This window comes from Nostoc sp. UCD121 (assembly GCF_014222285.1).
Classification (GTDB): domain Bacteria; phylum Cyanobacteriota; class Cyanobacteriia; order Cyanobacteriales; family Nostocaceae; genus Nostoc.
The window spans coordinates 12392-28698 of record NZ_JACKZS010000091.1 but is presented as its reverse complement, the minus strand read 5'-3'; the positions used below and the strand labels follow the sequence as shown (position 1 = coordinate 28698).

Genomic DNA, 16307 nt, shown 5'->3' with positions numbered 1-16307 from the left:
TTTTTAAATTTAATCACCCGTAAATTAAAAATTTAAATTTTGCTGAGAAACCTGTAAGAAGTTTCTAAGGGAAATATCAGTTTTTTAGATATCAATTCTTATCTATTCATAATTCTTAGATAAATTATTTAAGCAATAATCAGTTTAAAGTTCAAGCCAACAGCTATATTGCTGATTGAGGCATTGAGGAATTGAAATTATGAAATTAAGATATTTATTAATACTGGGCTTGTCTTCTCTTGTTATGGTTGGCTGCGTCCCCGAAGTCTCAAAGAACCAGGCTAATGAAAATCCTATAGCTGTGAATGCCTCTGTTCCCGTGTCTTCAACTCAGGCGAAACCGTTAGCCAACTCAGCGCAATCTCCAGATTCAACTGCTATTAAGTCAGGCACATTTGTTTCTGGAGAACAAAAAACCCAAGGGAAAGTTAGTATTACCACTAAAGACGGCAAATCATTTATAGAGCTTGATGAGTCATTTAAGACTTCTGAATCAGGCCCAGATTTAGTAGTAATTTTGCATCGTTCAGATAACGTAATTAATTCAACTAAGCCACCATCGTATCCTTTAAAAAACGGAGATTATTTTATCCTAGCTCCGTTGCAAAAATATAGTGGCGCTCAAACTTATGCGATTCCTCAAAACATTAATTTAGCAGACTACAAATCCATCGCTATTTGGTGTCGCAAGTTTAATGCTACTTTTGGCGCTGCTAGTTTGAGTCAGTAAATATTAACCAACAACTTAAAAATCAATCACCAGGAGAAAGTTTATGAAACTAGAAGGAAAAGTTGCCCTAGTAACTGGGAGCAGTCAAGGAATTGGACAGGGAATTGTTCTCGGTCTAGCCCAAGCAGGGGCAAATGTGGTAATTAACTATCGCTCTCACCCAGAAGGAGCAGAGGATACTTTAGCAAAAGTAGAGGCGATTGGTGGTAATTGTCATATAGCTCAGTGTCCAAAATCGCATGGTTATACACTTCAAGCAGATTTGGGTAGTGTTGATGAAGTGCGTCAACTGATTGCAGAAAGTATTAACCATTTCGGCAAGTTAGATATTTTGGTAAATAATGCTGGCATTGAAAAACACGCACCATTTTGGGATGTCACAGAAGCAGATTACGATGCTGTAATGAATGTCAATTTAAAAGGTGTTTTCTTTGCCACTCAAGCCTTTGTACAACACCTGATTGAAACTAAAAGAACGGGAAAAATTATTAATATTAGTTCGGTGCATGAAGAATTACCATTTCCCAATTTCACAGCTTACTGTGCTAGCAAAGGCGGAATGAAAATGCTTGCTCGTAACTTAGCTGTTGAGTTGGGTGCTTTGGGGATCACAATTAATAATGTTGCGCCAGGAGCAATAGAAACTCCGATTAATACTAAGCTGTTGAATGACCCAGAAAAGTTGAGTGCGCTATTAAAAAATATTCCGCTTGGTCGCTTGGGTCAACCGCAAGATGTTGCTTCTTTAGTGGCGTTTCTGGCTTCTGATGATGCTGACTACATTACAGGTAGCACTTTCTTTGTGGATGGTGGACTACTTTGGAACTATCAAGAACAGTAGGGAGAAAAAATTATGTCAGATTCATCCTTATTTATTCCAGTTATCCTTGGTACTTCTCGTCAAGGTCGCCAGAGTGAACACGTTGCTAAATTTATCGTTGAGCAGGTTGCAGCACGCGATCGCTTAGAAACGGAACTGATCGATATTAGAAATATAGCGATCGCTAATGATGATGCAGGTGAACCACTCAAAGACCCTCAGTTTTCTGCAACAATGGAACGGGCAGATGGATTAATTATCGTTGCACCAGAGTATAACCACGGTTATCCAGGTTTACTCAAACACATACTTGACACCTGCCTTAAAGAATACATTCATAAAGCAGTTGGGCTGTGTGGCGTTTCCGCAGGCCCCTTTGGTGGTACAAGGGTAATCCAAAACCTTTTACCTGTGATGCGGGAGTTGGGGCTAATGACTATTTTCTACGACCTCAACTTTAGCAACGTTCAAAAACTATTTGATGAGTCGGGTAATTTGATTGACAAACCAACCTACATTCGTCGTATGGAAAGGTTTATGGACGAATTAGTTTGGATGTCAACTGTCCTGAAATATGGGCGAGAAAAAGTCAGCTTGGAGAAGAAAGATAGTATCCAAGTTAACACCTATGCCAGTAAACCCTGCCCAGAAATAGCTGCTCGGATGGGTGCAGATGCAATGGATACCGTCCTGCAAGTAAGTCGTAATGCCCAGACTGGTGAAGTGAAAGCTACCCCAGTTACTTAAGTTGCAATTTTGCTTTCTTCTAGAACACCGATTCAGTAATAAAAAACGAGACTGAGACATCCAATTTTTACGCCTTTTAAAACCAAATTTTCCTTGTTACAACCCAAAGAAACCGAGCTTTTTCATCATAACTCTGAATACTGAATCGATGTTATAGCCCCTTAGAAAACCGGGAAAATCAATAAAGTTTTGTAATTATGCCACTCTCTTATGCACAATCCAAGATTTTCAGTACGTTAGGACTAATATTCATAACGCACCCTACTACCTTGGAACTATTGAGAGTAATAGTAAGTAATTACGAATTACGAATTATTATGATGCAGACACTACGGAAACATTATCCAGAATACTTGATGGAAGCTGCGGGACTGGGGATATTTCTGATTTCTGCGGTGGTGGTGACTACCTTGTTAGAACATCCAGCTTCACCAATTCCACAAGCAATTTCCGATCCACTTTTACGACGGTTTATCATTGGCGTGGCGATGGGATTAATCGCTATTTGTATTATTTATTCTCCTTGGGGTAAACAATCAGGCGCACATCTCAATCCGGTTGTCACCTTCACTTTCTTTCGTCTCGGCAAAATTCAACCGTGGGATGTTATTTTTTACATCCTGGCTCACTTTATAGGTGGATTACTAGGATTGCTGTTTACTGTGGTGGTGTTTAGAGATGCAGTTACCAATCCATCTATAAATTATATTGTCACAATTCCTGGTGCGGGTGGTGCAGGTGTGGCATTTTTTGCTGAACTGGTGATTTCTTTTGGAGTAATGCTGATGATTTTATTTGCATCCAATACCCCCAAACTATCACCATTTACAGGCATATTTGCAGGAGTAATGATTGCAACTTACATCACGGTAGAAGCACCATTGTCAGGTACGAGCATGAACCCAGCCCGTACTCTAGCATCAGCAATTCCATCTCACAATTGGACAGCCATCTGGGTTTATTTCACCGCACCACTTTTAGGGATGCTCTTAGCAGCCGAACTTTATATCAGGCTGAAAGGAAAAAGGGCTGTAAGATGCGCTAAACTACATCACCACAACAACAAACGCTGTATCTTTCGCTGTGGCTATCGTCACCCAGAAGTAGATAAAAGATGGTTGTTAAGCGACAAGTTACCTAATCCATAATCAATACAGTAAATGATAACGAGGAAATCACCATGACAGTTAATCTCCAAGGAATATTACAGCAACCAGGACAAGGTTCTTCTTATTGGGTGCTTGGAGATTTATACACTTTCAAGGCAGTAGGTGAAGATACTAGTCAAGCCTACGCTCTAGTTGAAATTATCGTTCAACCACAAAGTGGTACACCTCCCCATATACATAGTTACGAAGATGAAGCTTTTTATGTTCAAGAGGGAGAATTAGAATTTCAGCTTGATGAGCTAATAATTTTAGCAACTCCTGGAACCTTTCTCCATTCTCCTAAAGGTCAACTTCACAGGTTTACAAACATCAGTTTAGAGCCAGCAAAATTGTTGTGCTGGGTAACGCCGGCAGGGTTAGAGAAGTTTTTTATAGAAATAGGTGTGCCAGTTTCAGAGAGGATTTCATCACCTATTGTCACTCCCGCAGACATCGAAAAAGTTTTGGCTGCTGCTCCGAGGTATGGTCTTGAAATTATTCCTCCACCTACTGAATAGACATCTCCGAAAATGAATGTAGAGACGTTGCAATGCAACGTCTCTACAAGGGTTTCAGGTAACGCATAATTAATTTCTGGAGATGTCTAATCTTCGCAGATATAGTCCAACATCACTAAAAGTATTAGACAGGAAACAACGATGCTAGAAAGTCTGGGAAGAATTAAGAATCCATTAGTCAGAAGTATAGCCGCAGCAGCTACAGTTGGTTCAGTAATCACCTTATCTGCTGCTGTTGTAATTGGTGTAACCAATGCCAAAGCTAAATCTGCCTATCAATTTGGTGTTTATTCCTCACTGTTTGGAGTAGCTAGTGGTGCAGTATTTGGCTTAGTTTATACAAGCAAAGCAAGTGGAAACAAATCTACTCCAGACTTCAAAGCATCAGATAGTCATGTTTGGCAAGATTGGCGCAATTTTGTTGTTGTTCGTAAGATAAAGGAGAGTGAAGAAATTACCTCTTTCTATTTACAACCTGAAGATAAAGGGCAAATTCCCAACTTTCAACCAGGTCAATTTTTAAGCATCAAACTTGATATACCTGGACAGAATAAGCCTGTAATTCGTACTTACTCACTTTCAGATTATCCTGAAACCTGTGAATACTATCGCCTCTCAATTAAGCGCGAACCTGCACCGAATGGATTAGATGTTATGCCCGGTATAGCATCTAATTTTATGCACGATCGCATTCAGGAAGGTTCAGTAATTCCAGCGAAACCACCAAACGGTAAATTTGTTTTAGATGTGCAGAAGTCTATCCCCGCAGTCTTGATTAGCAATGGTGTGGGAATTACGCCAATGATTAGTATGGCGAAGGCTTGTAGTCTTCTTAATCCTACTCGTCCTATTTGGTTTGTACATGGTGCTAGAGACGGGAATTTTCATGCTTTTCGAGATGAAGTGAGGGAAATTTCTCGACAAAATCATAATCTGAATGTGCATTTTCGCTATAGTCGTCCTACACCTGAAGATAGAGGTAAATACCACAGTGTTGGTTATGTTGATGCTACTCTCATTCAAGAGTTAGTAAGACAAGAAGCTGAGTATTTTTTGTGTGGTTCTCCATCTTTTATGCAGTCTATAATGCAAGGTTTAAAAGAATCGGGAGTACCTGACAGTAGAATATTCTTTGAATCTTTCGGTAAACTGATGAAAAGTGTGTCTGAGAAACAAACTCAAACGGCAACTGGAGATGAGACATTTGCAGAAATTGTCTTTGCAAAATCTGGCAAAACTTTGACATGGCAACCTAATGATGGCACTATCCTAGAATTTGCCGAAGCCAATGATATTAATCCACCTTTTAGTTGTCGTGTAGGTGTTTGCGGTACTTGTATGTGTAAAATCCACGAAGGTGTAGTTGCTTACCAAGAAGAACCAACTGCAACAACTGATAAGGGTTCGGTGTTGATTTGTATTTCTCAACCTGGAACGGCAAAATTGGTGTTGGATATTTAATAAATTCCTCTAATAATCAAGTAATATCAAGCATATTATCTATCAGGCTTAATATCGGTACAAAACTTTATTAGAGGAGATATGAAATGGTGCAAGTTATCTCAGTCAACGTAGGACTTCCCCGTGAAGTACTTTGGAAGGGCAAAACAGTTCCAACTGGGATTTTTAAAGAACCAGTTGAGGGACAAGTGATGATGCGAACCCTCAACTTAGATGGGGATAGACAAGCTGATTTGAGTGTCCACGGAGGGAAAGACAAAGCTGTTTATGCTTATCCATTCGAGCATTATGACTATTGGCGGCGCAAGTTACCTGACATGGATTTGCCCTGGGGAATGTTTGGTGAAAACTTTACCACAGTTGGGCTGTTAGAGGATGAGATTAATATTGGCGATTGCTTCCAGATTGGTAGCGCAGAGGTAATGGTGACTCAACCTCGAATGCCTTGTTATAAATTGGGAATCAAGTTTGGACGTGCTGATATAGTTAAACAGTTTCTAGATAGCCGCCTAACTGGGTTCTACTTTTCGGTGCTGCAAGAGGGTAAAGTAGGAAATGGTGATACTTTGTCGTTAATCAGTCGAGACTCAAATAATGTCACTGTTGCTGATATCACCCGACTTTATGCACGGGAAACACACGACTTAGAACTCTTACATCGCGCCGTACAAGTTGAGGCTTTACCTACAGGTTGGCGAGACTATTTTCAGCAGCAAATTGAAAAGTTTAAAAGATGAATTTTATTAATGTTAGAAAATAAAGCTGTAACCCATTCTCTGTATAAATTATTTTATTTTTCCACAGTTATGTAGGAGATTAATCTGTCACAGCGATCGCATCTTTCGGAAGTTTACTGCTCCTGAGCAGACAGCGCCTTAAGGTAAACGATTTTGTCAGCGCCCGCTTGATAGAAGTCGCGTATCCGTGCTTCCTCTTCATAACCGCACTTGCGGTAGAAAGCTCGCGTGCGCTCAAAGTCCGGCGTACCCGAAGTTTCCACCAGCAGCACACGCCCGCCGCGCGCCATCAATGTTTGCTCAACGTAGCGTAGCAGGGTTGCACCACGTCCTTGTCCTTGGCGGTCGGGTCGGATAGCAATCAACTGTAAATTCCACGTCTCATCAGTCATCCGTTCCATCTCACAGTAAGCAACCCCCACCGCCCCGTTGTCGTCGTCGGTAATCCAAAAGCGTTCGGCTTTGCCGTCTGGTAGAGAATCGCTGTCGCTGCTACTACCGAAGTAATCGGACAGCATTTCGCCAAGCTCCTGAAGTTGGTTCGGTTGGAACAGTCCGGTTGCATCGGCTAAGGCAATCAGCGCGGTTGTGTCATTGGGTATGGTCGGTCGAATCATCGCAAACTCCGTGTGTGTGTAAAACAGGTTAGCCTCTGAAGGAAATATCACAACAGTTGTTATGTTACATAAAACATAACAACTGTTGTGATAAGATGTCAAGATACTTGTTTCATGTTGCTGTAAACCGAGGAGAGCTATGAGTTATGACGATCGCCGTATTGAAGTCGCTAAAGCGGCATGGCGGGTGATTGTCCGTGAAGGATTGGATCGTGCGAGTATGCGGGCGATCGCGCAAGAACTTGGCTCTTCGACTGGGGTTGTTACCCATTACTTTCGAGATAAAGAAGAACTTACCCTATTTGCTCTGGAACAGGTGTTTGAAAACGTCCTAGAGGACATGAAAACCTGTGCCGAGGGACGGCAAGGAATTGACAGACTAGCACAGATGATTTTTGTGGCTCTGCCTCTGGAGGACATTGACAAAGCTGATTGGAAGGTTTGGGTGGCATTTTTGGGCTATTCTATCGGGCGCGATCGCCTTGTTCAGGAGCACCGAAAACGCTATGACTTTTTACGGCAGATTATTTGTCAAGAGTTAGCTGACTTACAAAAAGCCTTGGTGATTCGAGCCGATCTTGATTTAACCCTCGAAGCCAATGCACTCATCGCCCTAGTGGATGGCATTGGCACTGGTGTTGTCATTTTTCCTGAGCAGTTCTCCGCAGATCAACAAAAATATCTTGTGCGGCGACATATCAATGCAATGCTTGCATCATCTTGAACACCAACGGGCAGATGGTATCAAACAATAGTTGATTTTGATAATAAAAATTAATATAAATTTTTCTTGAGTTTATCCTAGATTTTTATTTATCAATTCACCTAGCAAATTTTAATCAAAATATCAGCCCCATCTTTGATAAAAACGTGATACTCAACATAGCAAATTAATTAAAATAAAGTGCAGATATGCAGAGGGTGAGATGATGACAACTCCAACCCAAGAAGAAATCAGATTAGCAGAAGCCCAAAATCACATAGCCCATTGGCGCAGATGGGGGCCTTATTTAAGCGATCGCCAATGGGGAACAGTACGCGAAGACTACAGCCCCAACGGTACAGCCTGGGACTATTTCACCCACGATCAAGCCCGTTCTCGCGCTTACCGTTGGGGTGAAGATGGAATTTTTGGGATTTCTGATAATCATCAACGCCTTTGTTTTGCGATTGCTCTTTGGAATGGTGAAGATTCTATTCTCAAAGAAAGAATTTTTGGTCTAACTGGTAGTGAAGGTAATCATGGTGAAGATGTTAAGGAATATTACTTTTATTTAGACAGCACCCCCACACATTCATATATGAAAGCGCTATATAAATATCCTCAAATAGCCTTTCCCTACTCTCAATTAGTTGCAGAAAATCAACGCCGAAATCGTCAAGAGCCAGAATTTGAACTGCTAGATACAGGCGTATTTGATGATAATCGCTACTTTGATGTTTTTGTAGAGTATGCCAAGCATTCTGCTGAAGATATTCTCATTCAAATAGCAATAGTCAACAGAGGTACAGAAGCTAAGACATTGCACCTGTTACCTACCCTCTGGTTTCGCAATACTTGGTGTTGGAATGGAGATGCAGATAAACCTACTTTAAAAGAGATTAAATCAGATCGTAGCTTCAATATCATTGAAGCATCTCACCCAAGTTTAGGAAATAGGTGGTTGTATTGTCAGGAAGCAACAGAGGTTCTCTTTACAGACAACGAGACAAATTATCAGCGATTATTTGGTTCTCCCAATACCTTGGCTTATGTGAAAGATGGCATTAATGACTACATCGTAAATGGTCAAACATCAGCAGTTAATCCCGATAAAAATGGGACAAAAGCATCTGCTAATTATGTGTTAACAGTTGAAGCAAATGAAACTAAAACTATCAAATTGCGGCTCAGTAATGCAGCCAATTTAGTTGAGCCATTTGGTAAAGAATTTGAGGAAATTTTTAGTAAGCGACAACAAGAAGCTGAGGAATTTTATCAACGTATTACTCCATATCCTCTCAGTGAAGATATGCGAAATGTGCAACGACAAGCATTTGCTGGGATGCTGTGGAGCAAGCAATTTTATCACTATATTGTAGAGGATTGGTTGAAAGGTGATCGCAACACACCAACACCCCCAACAGAAAGGCAAAATGGTAGAAATCAAGAATGGTTCCATCTCTACAATGAAGATATTCTCTCTATGCCTGATAAGTGGGAATATCCCTGGTTTGCAGCTTGGGATTTAGCATTCCATACTATTCCTTTGGCAATGATTGACCCAGATTTTGCTAAGTACCAATTGGATGTTCTCACACGGGAATGGTATATGCATCCTAATGGGCAAATCCCTGCTTATGAGTGGGCATTTGGTGATGTTAATCCCCCTGTTCATGCTTGGGCAACTTGGCGCATTTATAAGATTGAACAGAAGATTTACGGGCGAACAGACCGACAGTTTTTAGAACGGGTTTTTCAAAAGCTGATGCTCAATTTTACTTGGTGGGTAAATCGTAAGGATGCTGAAGGTAATAATGTCTTTCAAGGAGGATTTCTAGGATTAGATAATATTGGCGTATTTGACCGCAGTGCAGCCCTTCCTACTGGTGGACATATAGACCAATCTGATGGTACTAGCTGGATGGGAATGTACTGTTTAAATATGTTAGCGATCGCTCTAGAATTAGCTAAGACTAATCCTGTTTATGAAGACATTGCCACCAAGTTCTTTGAGCATTTTCTCTACATAGCTGATGCGATGAATAAAATTGGCGAAATGGAAGCCAGTTTGTGGAATGAATCAGATGGATTTTACTACGATGTTCTACATTTACATGAACAGCAGATTACCTTAAAAGTCCGGTCAATGGTGGGATTAATCCCCCTATTTGCGATTGAAAGCATTGAACCAGAAACCTTAAAGATGCTCCCTGGCTTCAAAAAGCGGCTGGAATGGTTTATCCAAAACCGTCCTGACTTGCGGCAAAATGTAGCTTGTATGGAAACAAAAGGAATTGGTGCTAGAAGATTATTAGCAATTGTTTCACGGGATAAATTAAGAAATATTCTGCAAAAAATGCTCGATGAAAGTGAGTTTTTTAGCCCCTACGGTATTCGTGCAGTTTCCAGATTTCATGCTGAACATCCCTATACTTTTGATGTCAATGGTTCACAATTTCGTGTAGATTATGAACCTGCTGAATCTAGCAGTGGTTTATTTGGTGGTAATTCTAACTGGCGCGGCCCTATTTGGTTTCCGGTGAATTTCTTACTAATTGAATCTCTGCAAAAATTCTATTATTACCTGGGCGATGATTTCAAAGTGGAATGTCCCACAGGTTCTGGTAAGATGATGACACTTTGGGAAGTTTCATGTGAATTATCTCAAAGGTTAACTAGAATTTTCTTGCAAAATGCCTCTGGTCAACGTCCTGTTTATGGTGGGATACAGAAGTTTCAAAATGATCCGCACTGGCAAAATTTGATTTTATTCCATGAGTATTTTCATGGTGATAACGGAGCCGGAATTGGCGCTAGTCATCAAACTGGATGGACAGGTTTAGTTGCTCAACTTATTCAGCAATTTGGTGAATATGAAGCACAACATCAGGAACCAAAAATTGAGCAGGATAAAAAGGCGATCGCTATAGCATAAATTTCCTTAAATCACTGCTTTCATAATAGTAGATTGGGCTATAAGTCTGCATCTACAGTTTTTCTATGCCTCAATACAAAAAGAAATTAAGGAGAGCAATAAATTGAGGATTCAACCAAAAGAAGATTCTCGCTTTCGCTGGATTAATTTACATTCATATCAGCTATCAATTCAGGAAGACACAGATATTATTCAAGGACTAAACAATCAACCTAAAACCTTACCATGCCGTTACTTATACGATGACCAAGGTTCAGAACTATTTGAGCAGATTTGTGAACTGCCAGAATACTATCCAACTCGCACCGAGCAAGCAATTTTAGAAACATCTGCCCTAGAAATCGCCCAAATGACAGGTTTATGTACCTTGATAGAGCTAGGTAGTGGTAGTTCTCGCAAAACTCGCCTGTTGTTAGATGCGTACAGTCAATTTCAACAAGAACTGCAATATTTTCCCATTGATGTTAGTGCCGGTATTCTTCAAACTACTGCTTTAGATTTACTTCATCAGTACCCGAAATTAAAACTTTGCGGTTTGGCAGGAACTTACGAACAAGCGCTAGCACAGCTTCCACCTGCTGAATTTGAGAATCGAATGTTAATTTTTTTGGGGAGTACGCTAGGGAATTTAGATGAGCAAGAATGCAGCGACTTTCTCACTCAAATTCAACGAGCATTGAAACCTGGAGAATTCTTTTTGTTTGGGGTGGATTTGCAAAAACCAATAGAAATTATCGAGGCAGCTTATAATGATTCCCAATCTATAACAGCAGCTTTTAATCTAAATATTTTGCACCATCTCAATCGACGCTTTCAAGGTAATTTTGAAGTAAACCAATTTGAACATTGGGCTTTTTACAACCCAGTAGCTCACCAAATTGAAATGCATCTACGAAGTCTTAAAAATCAAACAGCAGTCCTAGAAGCTTTGGATTATCAAGTTTCTCTCCAATCTGGGGAAACAATTCGTACCGAAATATCCCGCAAGTTTCATCTACCAACTTTAGTTTCTGTTTTAGAGAATCATGCACTCCAGCCATTACAAATCTGGTCAGATCCTCAAGGTTGGTTCGGGTTAATATTATGCCAACGTCAGCCTACCACTCATGAATATCTATAAGCAGAAAAATACTTCTGCCGAAAGTTTTTATCGCCGAGTTGAGTTTGAAGATTGCTATCTAATGACAAAATAGCTGAATAAACTCGGTTCTTCGTCTATTAAATAAAGCAGTTCACAACCTTATGTCAATTCATAACTTTACTCTCTCCCGCCAGTTATTACGCAACTTGTCCATCATTTCGCTGACTGTTGTACTCCTATACAGTGCATCTCGTGTGATACTTTCTGCTCCCGCCACTGATATCTCGAATGCTGCACCGCAGGGAAAGCAAGTAGCGGTTTTCGCTGGTGGGTGCTACTGGGGAATGGAAGCAGTTTTTGAGCATCTCAAAGGTGTTTCTGATGTCGTTTCTGGCTTTTCTGGAGGCGATGCAAGAACCGCAGACTACACACTTGTCAGTGCTGGATTAACTAATCATGCTGAATCCGTAAAAATCACTTACGATCCATCAAAAATATCATATAATCAGCTTCTAAAAGTCTACTTTTTGGTAGCCCATGACCCGACAGAGCTAAATCGACAAGGCCCAGACTTAGGCAAGCAATATCGTTCGGCGATCTTTTTTGCTAACGATGAGCAGGAACAGGCTGCACAAAAATATATCGCTCAACTCAAAAAATCGCGAATCTTCGACAAGCCGATTGTGACAGAATTAGATCCTTTGAAAGGTTTTTATCAGGCTGCGGCATACCATCAGAATTATATAGTGCATCACCCGAGCGATCGCTATGTGGTAGTGAATGACTTGCCGAAGCTGGCTAAACTTCAAGCCAAGTTCCCTGATATGTATAGCAAGTAAGGGGATTTGCAGCATTCGGCTTTTAAGATCCCCTCAATCCGGTGAAAGATTAGCCTATCCTGTAAGATGCTCGTCCATGCTTCTCCAGATATTGCTGATGATACTCTTCTGCTCTATAGAATTGTGATGCAGGTACAATCTCTGTCACAATTGGCTTTTTGTGATAACGAGAACTATTTTCAAGCTGCTCCTTGGAGGCTCTTGCTAATAATTCCTGCTCTGGAGTGTGGAAAAATATCACAGACCGATATTGATAACCAACATCTAGCTCCTGATGGTTTGATGCTGTGGGATTGTGCTTATTCCAAAACACATTTAGCAGTTCATCATAAGATACTATTGCCGGATCGTATTCGACTTCCACTACCTCAGCATGTCCAGTTTTTCCTCTACAGACATCTTCGTAGGTTGGATTATCAAAGTGTCCGCCACTGTAACCAACTGCTGTAGAAGTTACTCCTTTTAGTTGACGAAATGCTGCTTCAACTCCCCAGAAACAGCCTGCTCCAAATGTCGCTTTTTGTAGATTAGCATTTTGCATATCTTTGACAACTATTTTGTGATAATTTTAAATGAAACTCATCAAATCAGACAGATACTTTATAAGCAAATATTTTATAAATACTGCCTGATTTATTTTAATTATTAGAATTACAGATTATCCTGATACGAGTATGATATGAAGCTGAATATTATCTAAGAATTGTAAAAAATGGTGAAATCTAAAATTAATATACTAGTACCGCAGGGCAGAATTAAAAATGACGCTCTCTACGTTCGCATAGCTTGCAACTCTTACAGAGTACGCGGACTCGCTAACAAAATTCAAATAGGTATGCAGCATAAGCGTTTCATGGTTACTGAGCTTGCCGTAAAGCCTGCGGCATAGCTACGCTTAGGGCGTAGCCTCTCCAAGAGTTGTATTGATTTTGAATGGGTGGTTTATTTACGCCATACTGTACTAACTTTTGCTAACTATAGGAATATTTCGTAGAATACTCACTATTTCAATTGGGTCTAACCGTTTAGTATAATCTGCATCAACAAAAGCATAAACGATTTTTCCGTCTCGACCGACTACAAATGTAGCTGGAATAGGTAGTTCAAAAGACTCATCTCCATTGTATCTAGGTAACACATGACCCTTTGACTCTAATATAGGTCTTAGATACTCCGGGATTTGAAACACAATTCCAAATTGACGAGCAATCATATTGCTGCGATCGCTCAATACTTCATAAGTTAGTTCATGTTTTTCTACAGTTGATATGGTATGACGAGTAGTTTGAGGTGAAATAGCAATTATTGATGCTCCTAATGTTTTAATTGCAGGTAATGCTTGTTGGAGTCCTGCTAGTTCCAAGTTACAGAAAGGACACCAAGAACCTCGAAAAAAGGAAATAACTACAGGGCCACTAACTAGTAGTTTTTGTAATTCTACTGCTTGGCTGAAAGCATTAGGTAGAATGAAATTAGGAATAATATCTCCTACCTTTAAAGCTTGTTCAATTATACCTGAAGATATCAGCTCATTTTTGAGAGACTCTGTAAAATTCATCGTAATTTTCCTGAAAGTTAACTTATACTTTTATGTACCTTTCTAGAGAAATACTGTTGCAGTGAATTTACTGAAATAAGAAAAGTAGACCCTTGGATTTGCATTACTGGGATAATTGCTTTAGCTTCTGAGGGATAATTATCATCTACTATTCATGTTGTTTTTATACACGTTAAGCCATCAGTTCAATAAGGTGATTACCTACACCGACCGTAGGTCATCGCATCATCTCTTCAATGGTTTTACATATCGTTTGCAGAGAGAGTATAATCGTGCAATTCGCCGCTTAGTAGTTCGTACAATAAAGGCTTGAAACTGAAGCGATCGCGCTGTTCAATTAAAATAAGGGGACTGCCGCCAGCTGTTCAGACGTTGCCAGTCAACTGCAACAACTTTAGACATAAATTACGAAATATAATCTTTAAGCGCGAGCTTCTTCCCACGAGAAGAATAATTGAGAATGTATCGCTAAGATGCAGAAACCACCCATGCCGAAAAACTGGATTATTAAAGTAGACAACTATTTCCATGCAAACCCCAATTGCATCATCGCCACCGCCCATGTGGACACGTTTCCCACAAACCTACCCCTAGAACCCAACATACGGGAACCCAACCGCAAAAGTGCGACATACCGACAAATCTTTGACTCTGTGACGACTCAACCAGAAAAATTCTTCTCTCGTCACAGTGGAATCGTTCTGTCAGCGAATAAAGTTAAGCCCAGCAAAAACAAAACCGAACTGGAGCTAGAAGTCTTAGAAGCTAGCGAGGGGGGTAGCGATGGCATTATCAACGGAGGTCATACAGTTTTAGCATTTGAGCAAGCTAAAAATTACAAATATGACCTAACCCAAGCCAGAGTCAAAGTTACCATCCACATCGGCCTCCAGGAAGAGGAAGCTAAAGATATAGCCCTCGCCTCAAATACCACATCGCCAGTGGATTCTCGCTCCAAAGTCAACGCCAGGGGAGATTACAAATTTATCAAGCAGTATTTAGCCCAGTTAGAACAGAAAGAAGATAGAAAATTTAGAATAGCCTATTACCAAAACCAAAGCGGCGCTCCTAGAAATGCCCAGTGTAATGTTAACCACTTGTTCAAGCTTCTAAACTGCCTCGACAGAAATAGATACAATCCCGACGGCAATAAACGAAGCAAGCACCCTACAGGTACGAATACCCCAAGCCAAATCACAGACACTGAGAGGGAAAGATTAACTCTTTTACTGCCTCTACTTCCCAAAGCTTTGTGGATAGAACAAAGACTGTACGAAATCATCCAAGAACATATCAGCAACCCCAGAAGAAAGGGTGTCAACGATTTAGCATCAATTGATACACGCAAAAGTACCTTGCTTCCCGATAGCAAGTACTCGTTTGGGTTTGGTGCGCCAACTGACCTGGCACTACCCATAATTGCATCCTATCGGGTATTCCTAGACCAAGACTATAACTGGATTATTCCTTTTGAGGAATTTGCCGAAAACTTTCTCCAACACCTGTGGGTTAACTATTACCGTAAATACTTGATATCGGAGAAAACAGCAGGAAATACAGTGGGGACTAAAATTTGTCGCAATCAAGAAATTTGGGAAAGTCTGTACATTTCGGCCCAAAGTTATCTCAATCAGCATTTGGTGAAAATTGTCAATTCCGCCAAGCGTGAAGAATTAACGCTCACACAAGGCTAAAATCTCCACTAAATAATTACAGCAGATTTCAAGTCAGGTGAACTACACCAAGTGTTCTGCTGCGGGGACACCCGGTGCTTGAAAGCATGGCAGAAAGGCGCAGGCGAATTTATTCTCTACGAGACGCTGCGCGTTAAGCGTAGCTATGCCGCAGGCTTTACGCCGTCCCCATTCTTCAATTCCCATGCTTAAGTTAACGGTAGTTCAGCACCGGAGTCTTCTCCAAAAAGCCAATCGCCATCACTGTTTGAATTTAGCTCGCCATCCACTTGAAGATTTAAAGAAGGCACCAACTGTTCAATCTGGCTTTCAAGTCGGGAGATCGCCAGCACCAAGGAAGCAAGTTGCTCCCTATCCTTCTTAATTTCATTTGAAATCCCCACCCGCAATTGATTTACCCTTTCCTGGAGCGTATGCACTTCCGTTTTGGTCGCAGAAGGAATACTCACTTTCTCTGACAGGGCGGCGATTTGAGCTTTCAAAGCTTCAATTTCGGCAGCAGTTGCACTATCTGCACTATCAGAACTCTCTTCAAAGAGTGCATTTCTAATACAATCCAGCACAAACTCTTTAAAAGTTAAGCGCAAATCCTCAGCACGCTGCTTGGCCTGCTTCACCAACTCCCGGTCTTCTTCTGACAGAAGTTTTATATTTATCTGCGGATATTCCACCAGTCCCTCGCGCTTTTGTTGTGGAGAAGTGATTTCTAACCAGTTCTT

At 40.7% G+C, this 16307-nt stretch carries 16 protein-coding genes; 12 read left to right on the top strand and 4 right to left on the bottom strand.

Annotated elements, in window-relative coordinates:
- Positions 1-199 precede the first annotated feature (199 nt).
- From GNF10_RS19625 to GNF10_RS19595, 7 genes are all read left to right on the top strand, one after another.
- Positions 200-730: a DM13 domain-containing protein gene (locus GNF10_RS19625; RefSeq protein WP_185584441.1), complete on the top strand. Its 531-nt coding sequence runs from the start codon at positions 200-202 to the stop codon at positions 728-730.
- 43 nt (positions 731-773) lie between these two features.
- A complete protein-coding gene (locus tag GNF10_RS19620; protein ID WP_185584442.1) occupies positions 774-1571 on the top strand; it encodes an SDR family NAD(P)-dependent oxidoreductase in 798 nt (265 codons plus the stop codon).
- Between the two features lie 12 nt (positions 1572-1583).
- Positions 1584-2297 carry an NADPH-dependent FMN reductase gene (locus tag GNF10_RS19615; RefSeq protein ID WP_185584444.1) on the top strand — a complete coding sequence of 238 codons (714 nt, stop codon included), beginning with the start codon at positions 1584-1586 and terminating at the stop codon, positions 2295-2297.
- A 317-nt stretch (positions 2298-2614) separates the two neighbouring features.
- The gene (locus GNF10_RS19610) at positions 2615-3445 is read left to right on the top strand and encodes an MIP/aquaporin family protein (protein WP_221644649.1); all 831 of its coding nucleotides are present in this window, start codon (positions 2615-2617) and stop codon (positions 3443-3445) included.
- A gap of 32 nt (positions 3446-3477) precedes the next feature.
- Positions 3478-3963: a cupin domain-containing protein gene (locus tag GNF10_RS19605; protein WP_185584446.1), complete on the top strand. Its 486-nt coding sequence runs from the start codon at positions 3478-3480 to the stop codon at positions 3961-3963.
- 141 nt (positions 3964-4104) lie between these two features.
- Positions 4105-5424, top strand: coding sequence for a 2Fe-2S iron-sulfur cluster-binding protein (locus tag GNF10_RS19600; protein ID WP_185584448.1), 1320 nt, complete (start codon positions 4105-4107; stop codon positions 5422-5424).
- Between the two features lie 86 nt (positions 5425-5510).
- Positions 5511-6161 (top strand): MOSC domain-containing protein, encoded by a 651-nt coding sequence (locus tag GNF10_RS19595; protein ID WP_221643750.1) that lies wholly within the window; start codon positions 5511-5513, stop codon positions 6159-6161.
- 113 nt (positions 6162-6274) lie between these two features.
- Here GNF10_RS19595 and GNF10_RS19590 read toward each other — a convergent pair whose 3' ends face one another.
- Entirely contained in the window at positions 6275-6778 is a 504-nt protein-coding gene (locus GNF10_RS19590) for an N-acetyltransferase (RefSeq protein ID WP_185584450.1), read from the bottom strand.
- Between the two features lie 139 nt (positions 6779-6917).
- On the opposite strand from GNF10_RS19590, the gene GNF10_RS19585 reads away from it, so the two are divergent.
- The 4 genes from GNF10_RS19585 to msrA (GNF10_RS19570) all read left to right on the top strand — a co-directional run bounded on the left by GNF10_RS19585 (position 6918) and on the right by msrA (GNF10_RS19570) (position 12336).
- Positions 6918-7502, top strand: a complete 585-nt coding sequence (locus GNF10_RS19585; RefSeq protein WP_185584453.1) for a TetR/AcrR family transcriptional regulator — start codon at positions 6918-6920, stop codon at positions 7500-7502.
- Positions 7503-7707: 205 nt separating this feature from the next.
- Positions 7708-10416 (top strand): glucosidase, encoded by a 2709-nt coding sequence (locus GNF10_RS19580; RefSeq protein WP_185584466.1) that lies wholly within the window; start codon positions 7708-7710, stop codon positions 10414-10416.
- A gap of 103 nt (positions 10417-10519) precedes the next feature.
- Positions 10520-11536, top strand: a complete 1017-nt coding sequence (gene egtD / locus GNF10_RS19575; protein WP_185584455.1) for an L-histidine N(alpha)-methyltransferase — start codon at positions 10520-10522, stop codon at positions 11534-11536.
- Between the two features lie 122 nt (positions 11537-11658).
- On the top strand, positions 11659-12336 hold the full coding sequence (gene msrA, locus GNF10_RS19570; RefSeq protein ID WP_185584457.1) for a peptide-methionine (S)-S-oxide reductase MsrA: 678 nt from the start codon (positions 11659-11661) through the stop codon (positions 12334-12336).
- A 49-nt stretch (positions 12337-12385) separates the two neighbouring features.
- On the opposite strand, the gene msrA (GNF10_RS19565) is transcribed toward msrA (GNF10_RS19570), so the two are convergent.
- A complete protein-coding gene (gene msrA / locus GNF10_RS19565) occupies positions 12386-12877 on the bottom strand; it encodes a peptide-methionine (S)-S-oxide reductase MsrA (protein ID WP_185584459.1) in 492 nt (163 codons plus the stop codon).
- A 420-nt stretch (positions 12878-13297) separates the two neighbouring features.
- Positions 13298-13894, bottom strand: a complete 597-nt coding sequence (locus tag GNF10_RS19560; protein WP_185586619.1) for a peroxiredoxin-like family protein — start codon at positions 13892-13894, stop codon at positions 13298-13300.
- A 488-nt stretch (positions 13895-14382) separates the two neighbouring features.
- On the opposite strand from GNF10_RS19560, the gene GNF10_RS19555 reads away from it, so the two are divergent.
- A complete protein-coding gene (locus GNF10_RS19555; protein ID WP_185586618.1) occupies positions 14383-15588 on the top strand; it encodes an AIPR family protein in 1206 nt (401 codons plus the stop codon).
- Between the two features lie 188 nt (positions 15589-15776).
- Here the strand turns inward: GNF10_RS19555 and GNF10_RS19550 are convergent, their stop codons facing one another.
- Entirely contained in the window at positions 15777-16259 is a 483-nt protein-coding gene (locus GNF10_RS19550; RefSeq protein WP_185586617.1) for a hypothetical protein, read from the bottom strand.
- Positions 16260-16307: the final 48 nt, after the last annotated feature.

Coding starts and splice junctions, on each gene's coding strand:
- GNF10_RS19625 (WP_185584441.1), top strand. CDS start 200: ATGAAATTAAGATATTTATTAATACTGGGCTTGTCTTCTCTTGTTATG.
- GNF10_RS19620 (WP_185584442.1), top strand. CDS start 774: ATGAAACTAGAAGGAAAAGTTGCCCTAGTAACTGGGAGCAGTCAAGGA.
- GNF10_RS19615 (WP_185584444.1), top strand. CDS start 1,584: ATGTCAGATTCATCCTTATTTATTCCAGTTATCCTTGGTACTTCTCGT.
- GNF10_RS19610 (WP_221644649.1), top strand. CDS start 2,615: ATGATGCAGACACTACGGAAACATTATCCAGAATACTTGATGGAAGCT.
- GNF10_RS19605 (WP_185584446.1), top strand. CDS start 3,478: ATGACAGTTAATCTCCAAGGAATATTACAGCAACCAGGACAAGGTTCT.
- GNF10_RS19600 (WP_185584448.1), top strand. CDS start 4,105: ATGCTAGAAAGTCTGGGAAGAATTAAGAATCCATTAGTCAGAAGTATA.
- GNF10_RS19595 (WP_221643750.1), top strand. CDS start 5,511: ATGGTGCAAGTTATCTCAGTCAACGTAGGACTTCCCCGTGAAGTACTT.
- GNF10_RS19590 (WP_185584450.1), bottom strand. CDS start 6,778: ATGATTCGACCGACCATACCCAATGACACAACCGCGCTGATTGCCTTA.
- GNF10_RS19585 (WP_185584453.1), top strand. CDS start 6,918: ATGAGTTATGACGATCGCCGTATTGAAGTCGCTAAAGCGGCATGGCGG.
- GNF10_RS19580 (WP_185584466.1), top strand. CDS start 7,708: ATGACAACTCCAACCCAAGAAGAAATCAGATTAGCAGAAGCCCAAAAT.
- msrA (WP_185584457.1), top strand. CDS start 11,659: ATGTCAATTCATAACTTTACTCTCTCCCGCCAGTTATTACGCAACTTG.
- msrA (WP_185584459.1), bottom strand. CDS start 12,877: ATGCAAAATGCTAATCTACAAAAAGCGACATTTGGAGCAGGCTGTTTC.
- GNF10_RS19560 (WP_185586619.1), bottom strand. CDS start 13,894: ATGAATTTTACAGAGTCTCTCAAAAATGAGCTGATATCTTCAGGTATA.
- GNF10_RS19555 (WP_185586618.1), top strand. CDS start 14,383: ATGCCGAAAAACTGGATTATTAAAGTAGACAACTATTTCCATGCAAAC.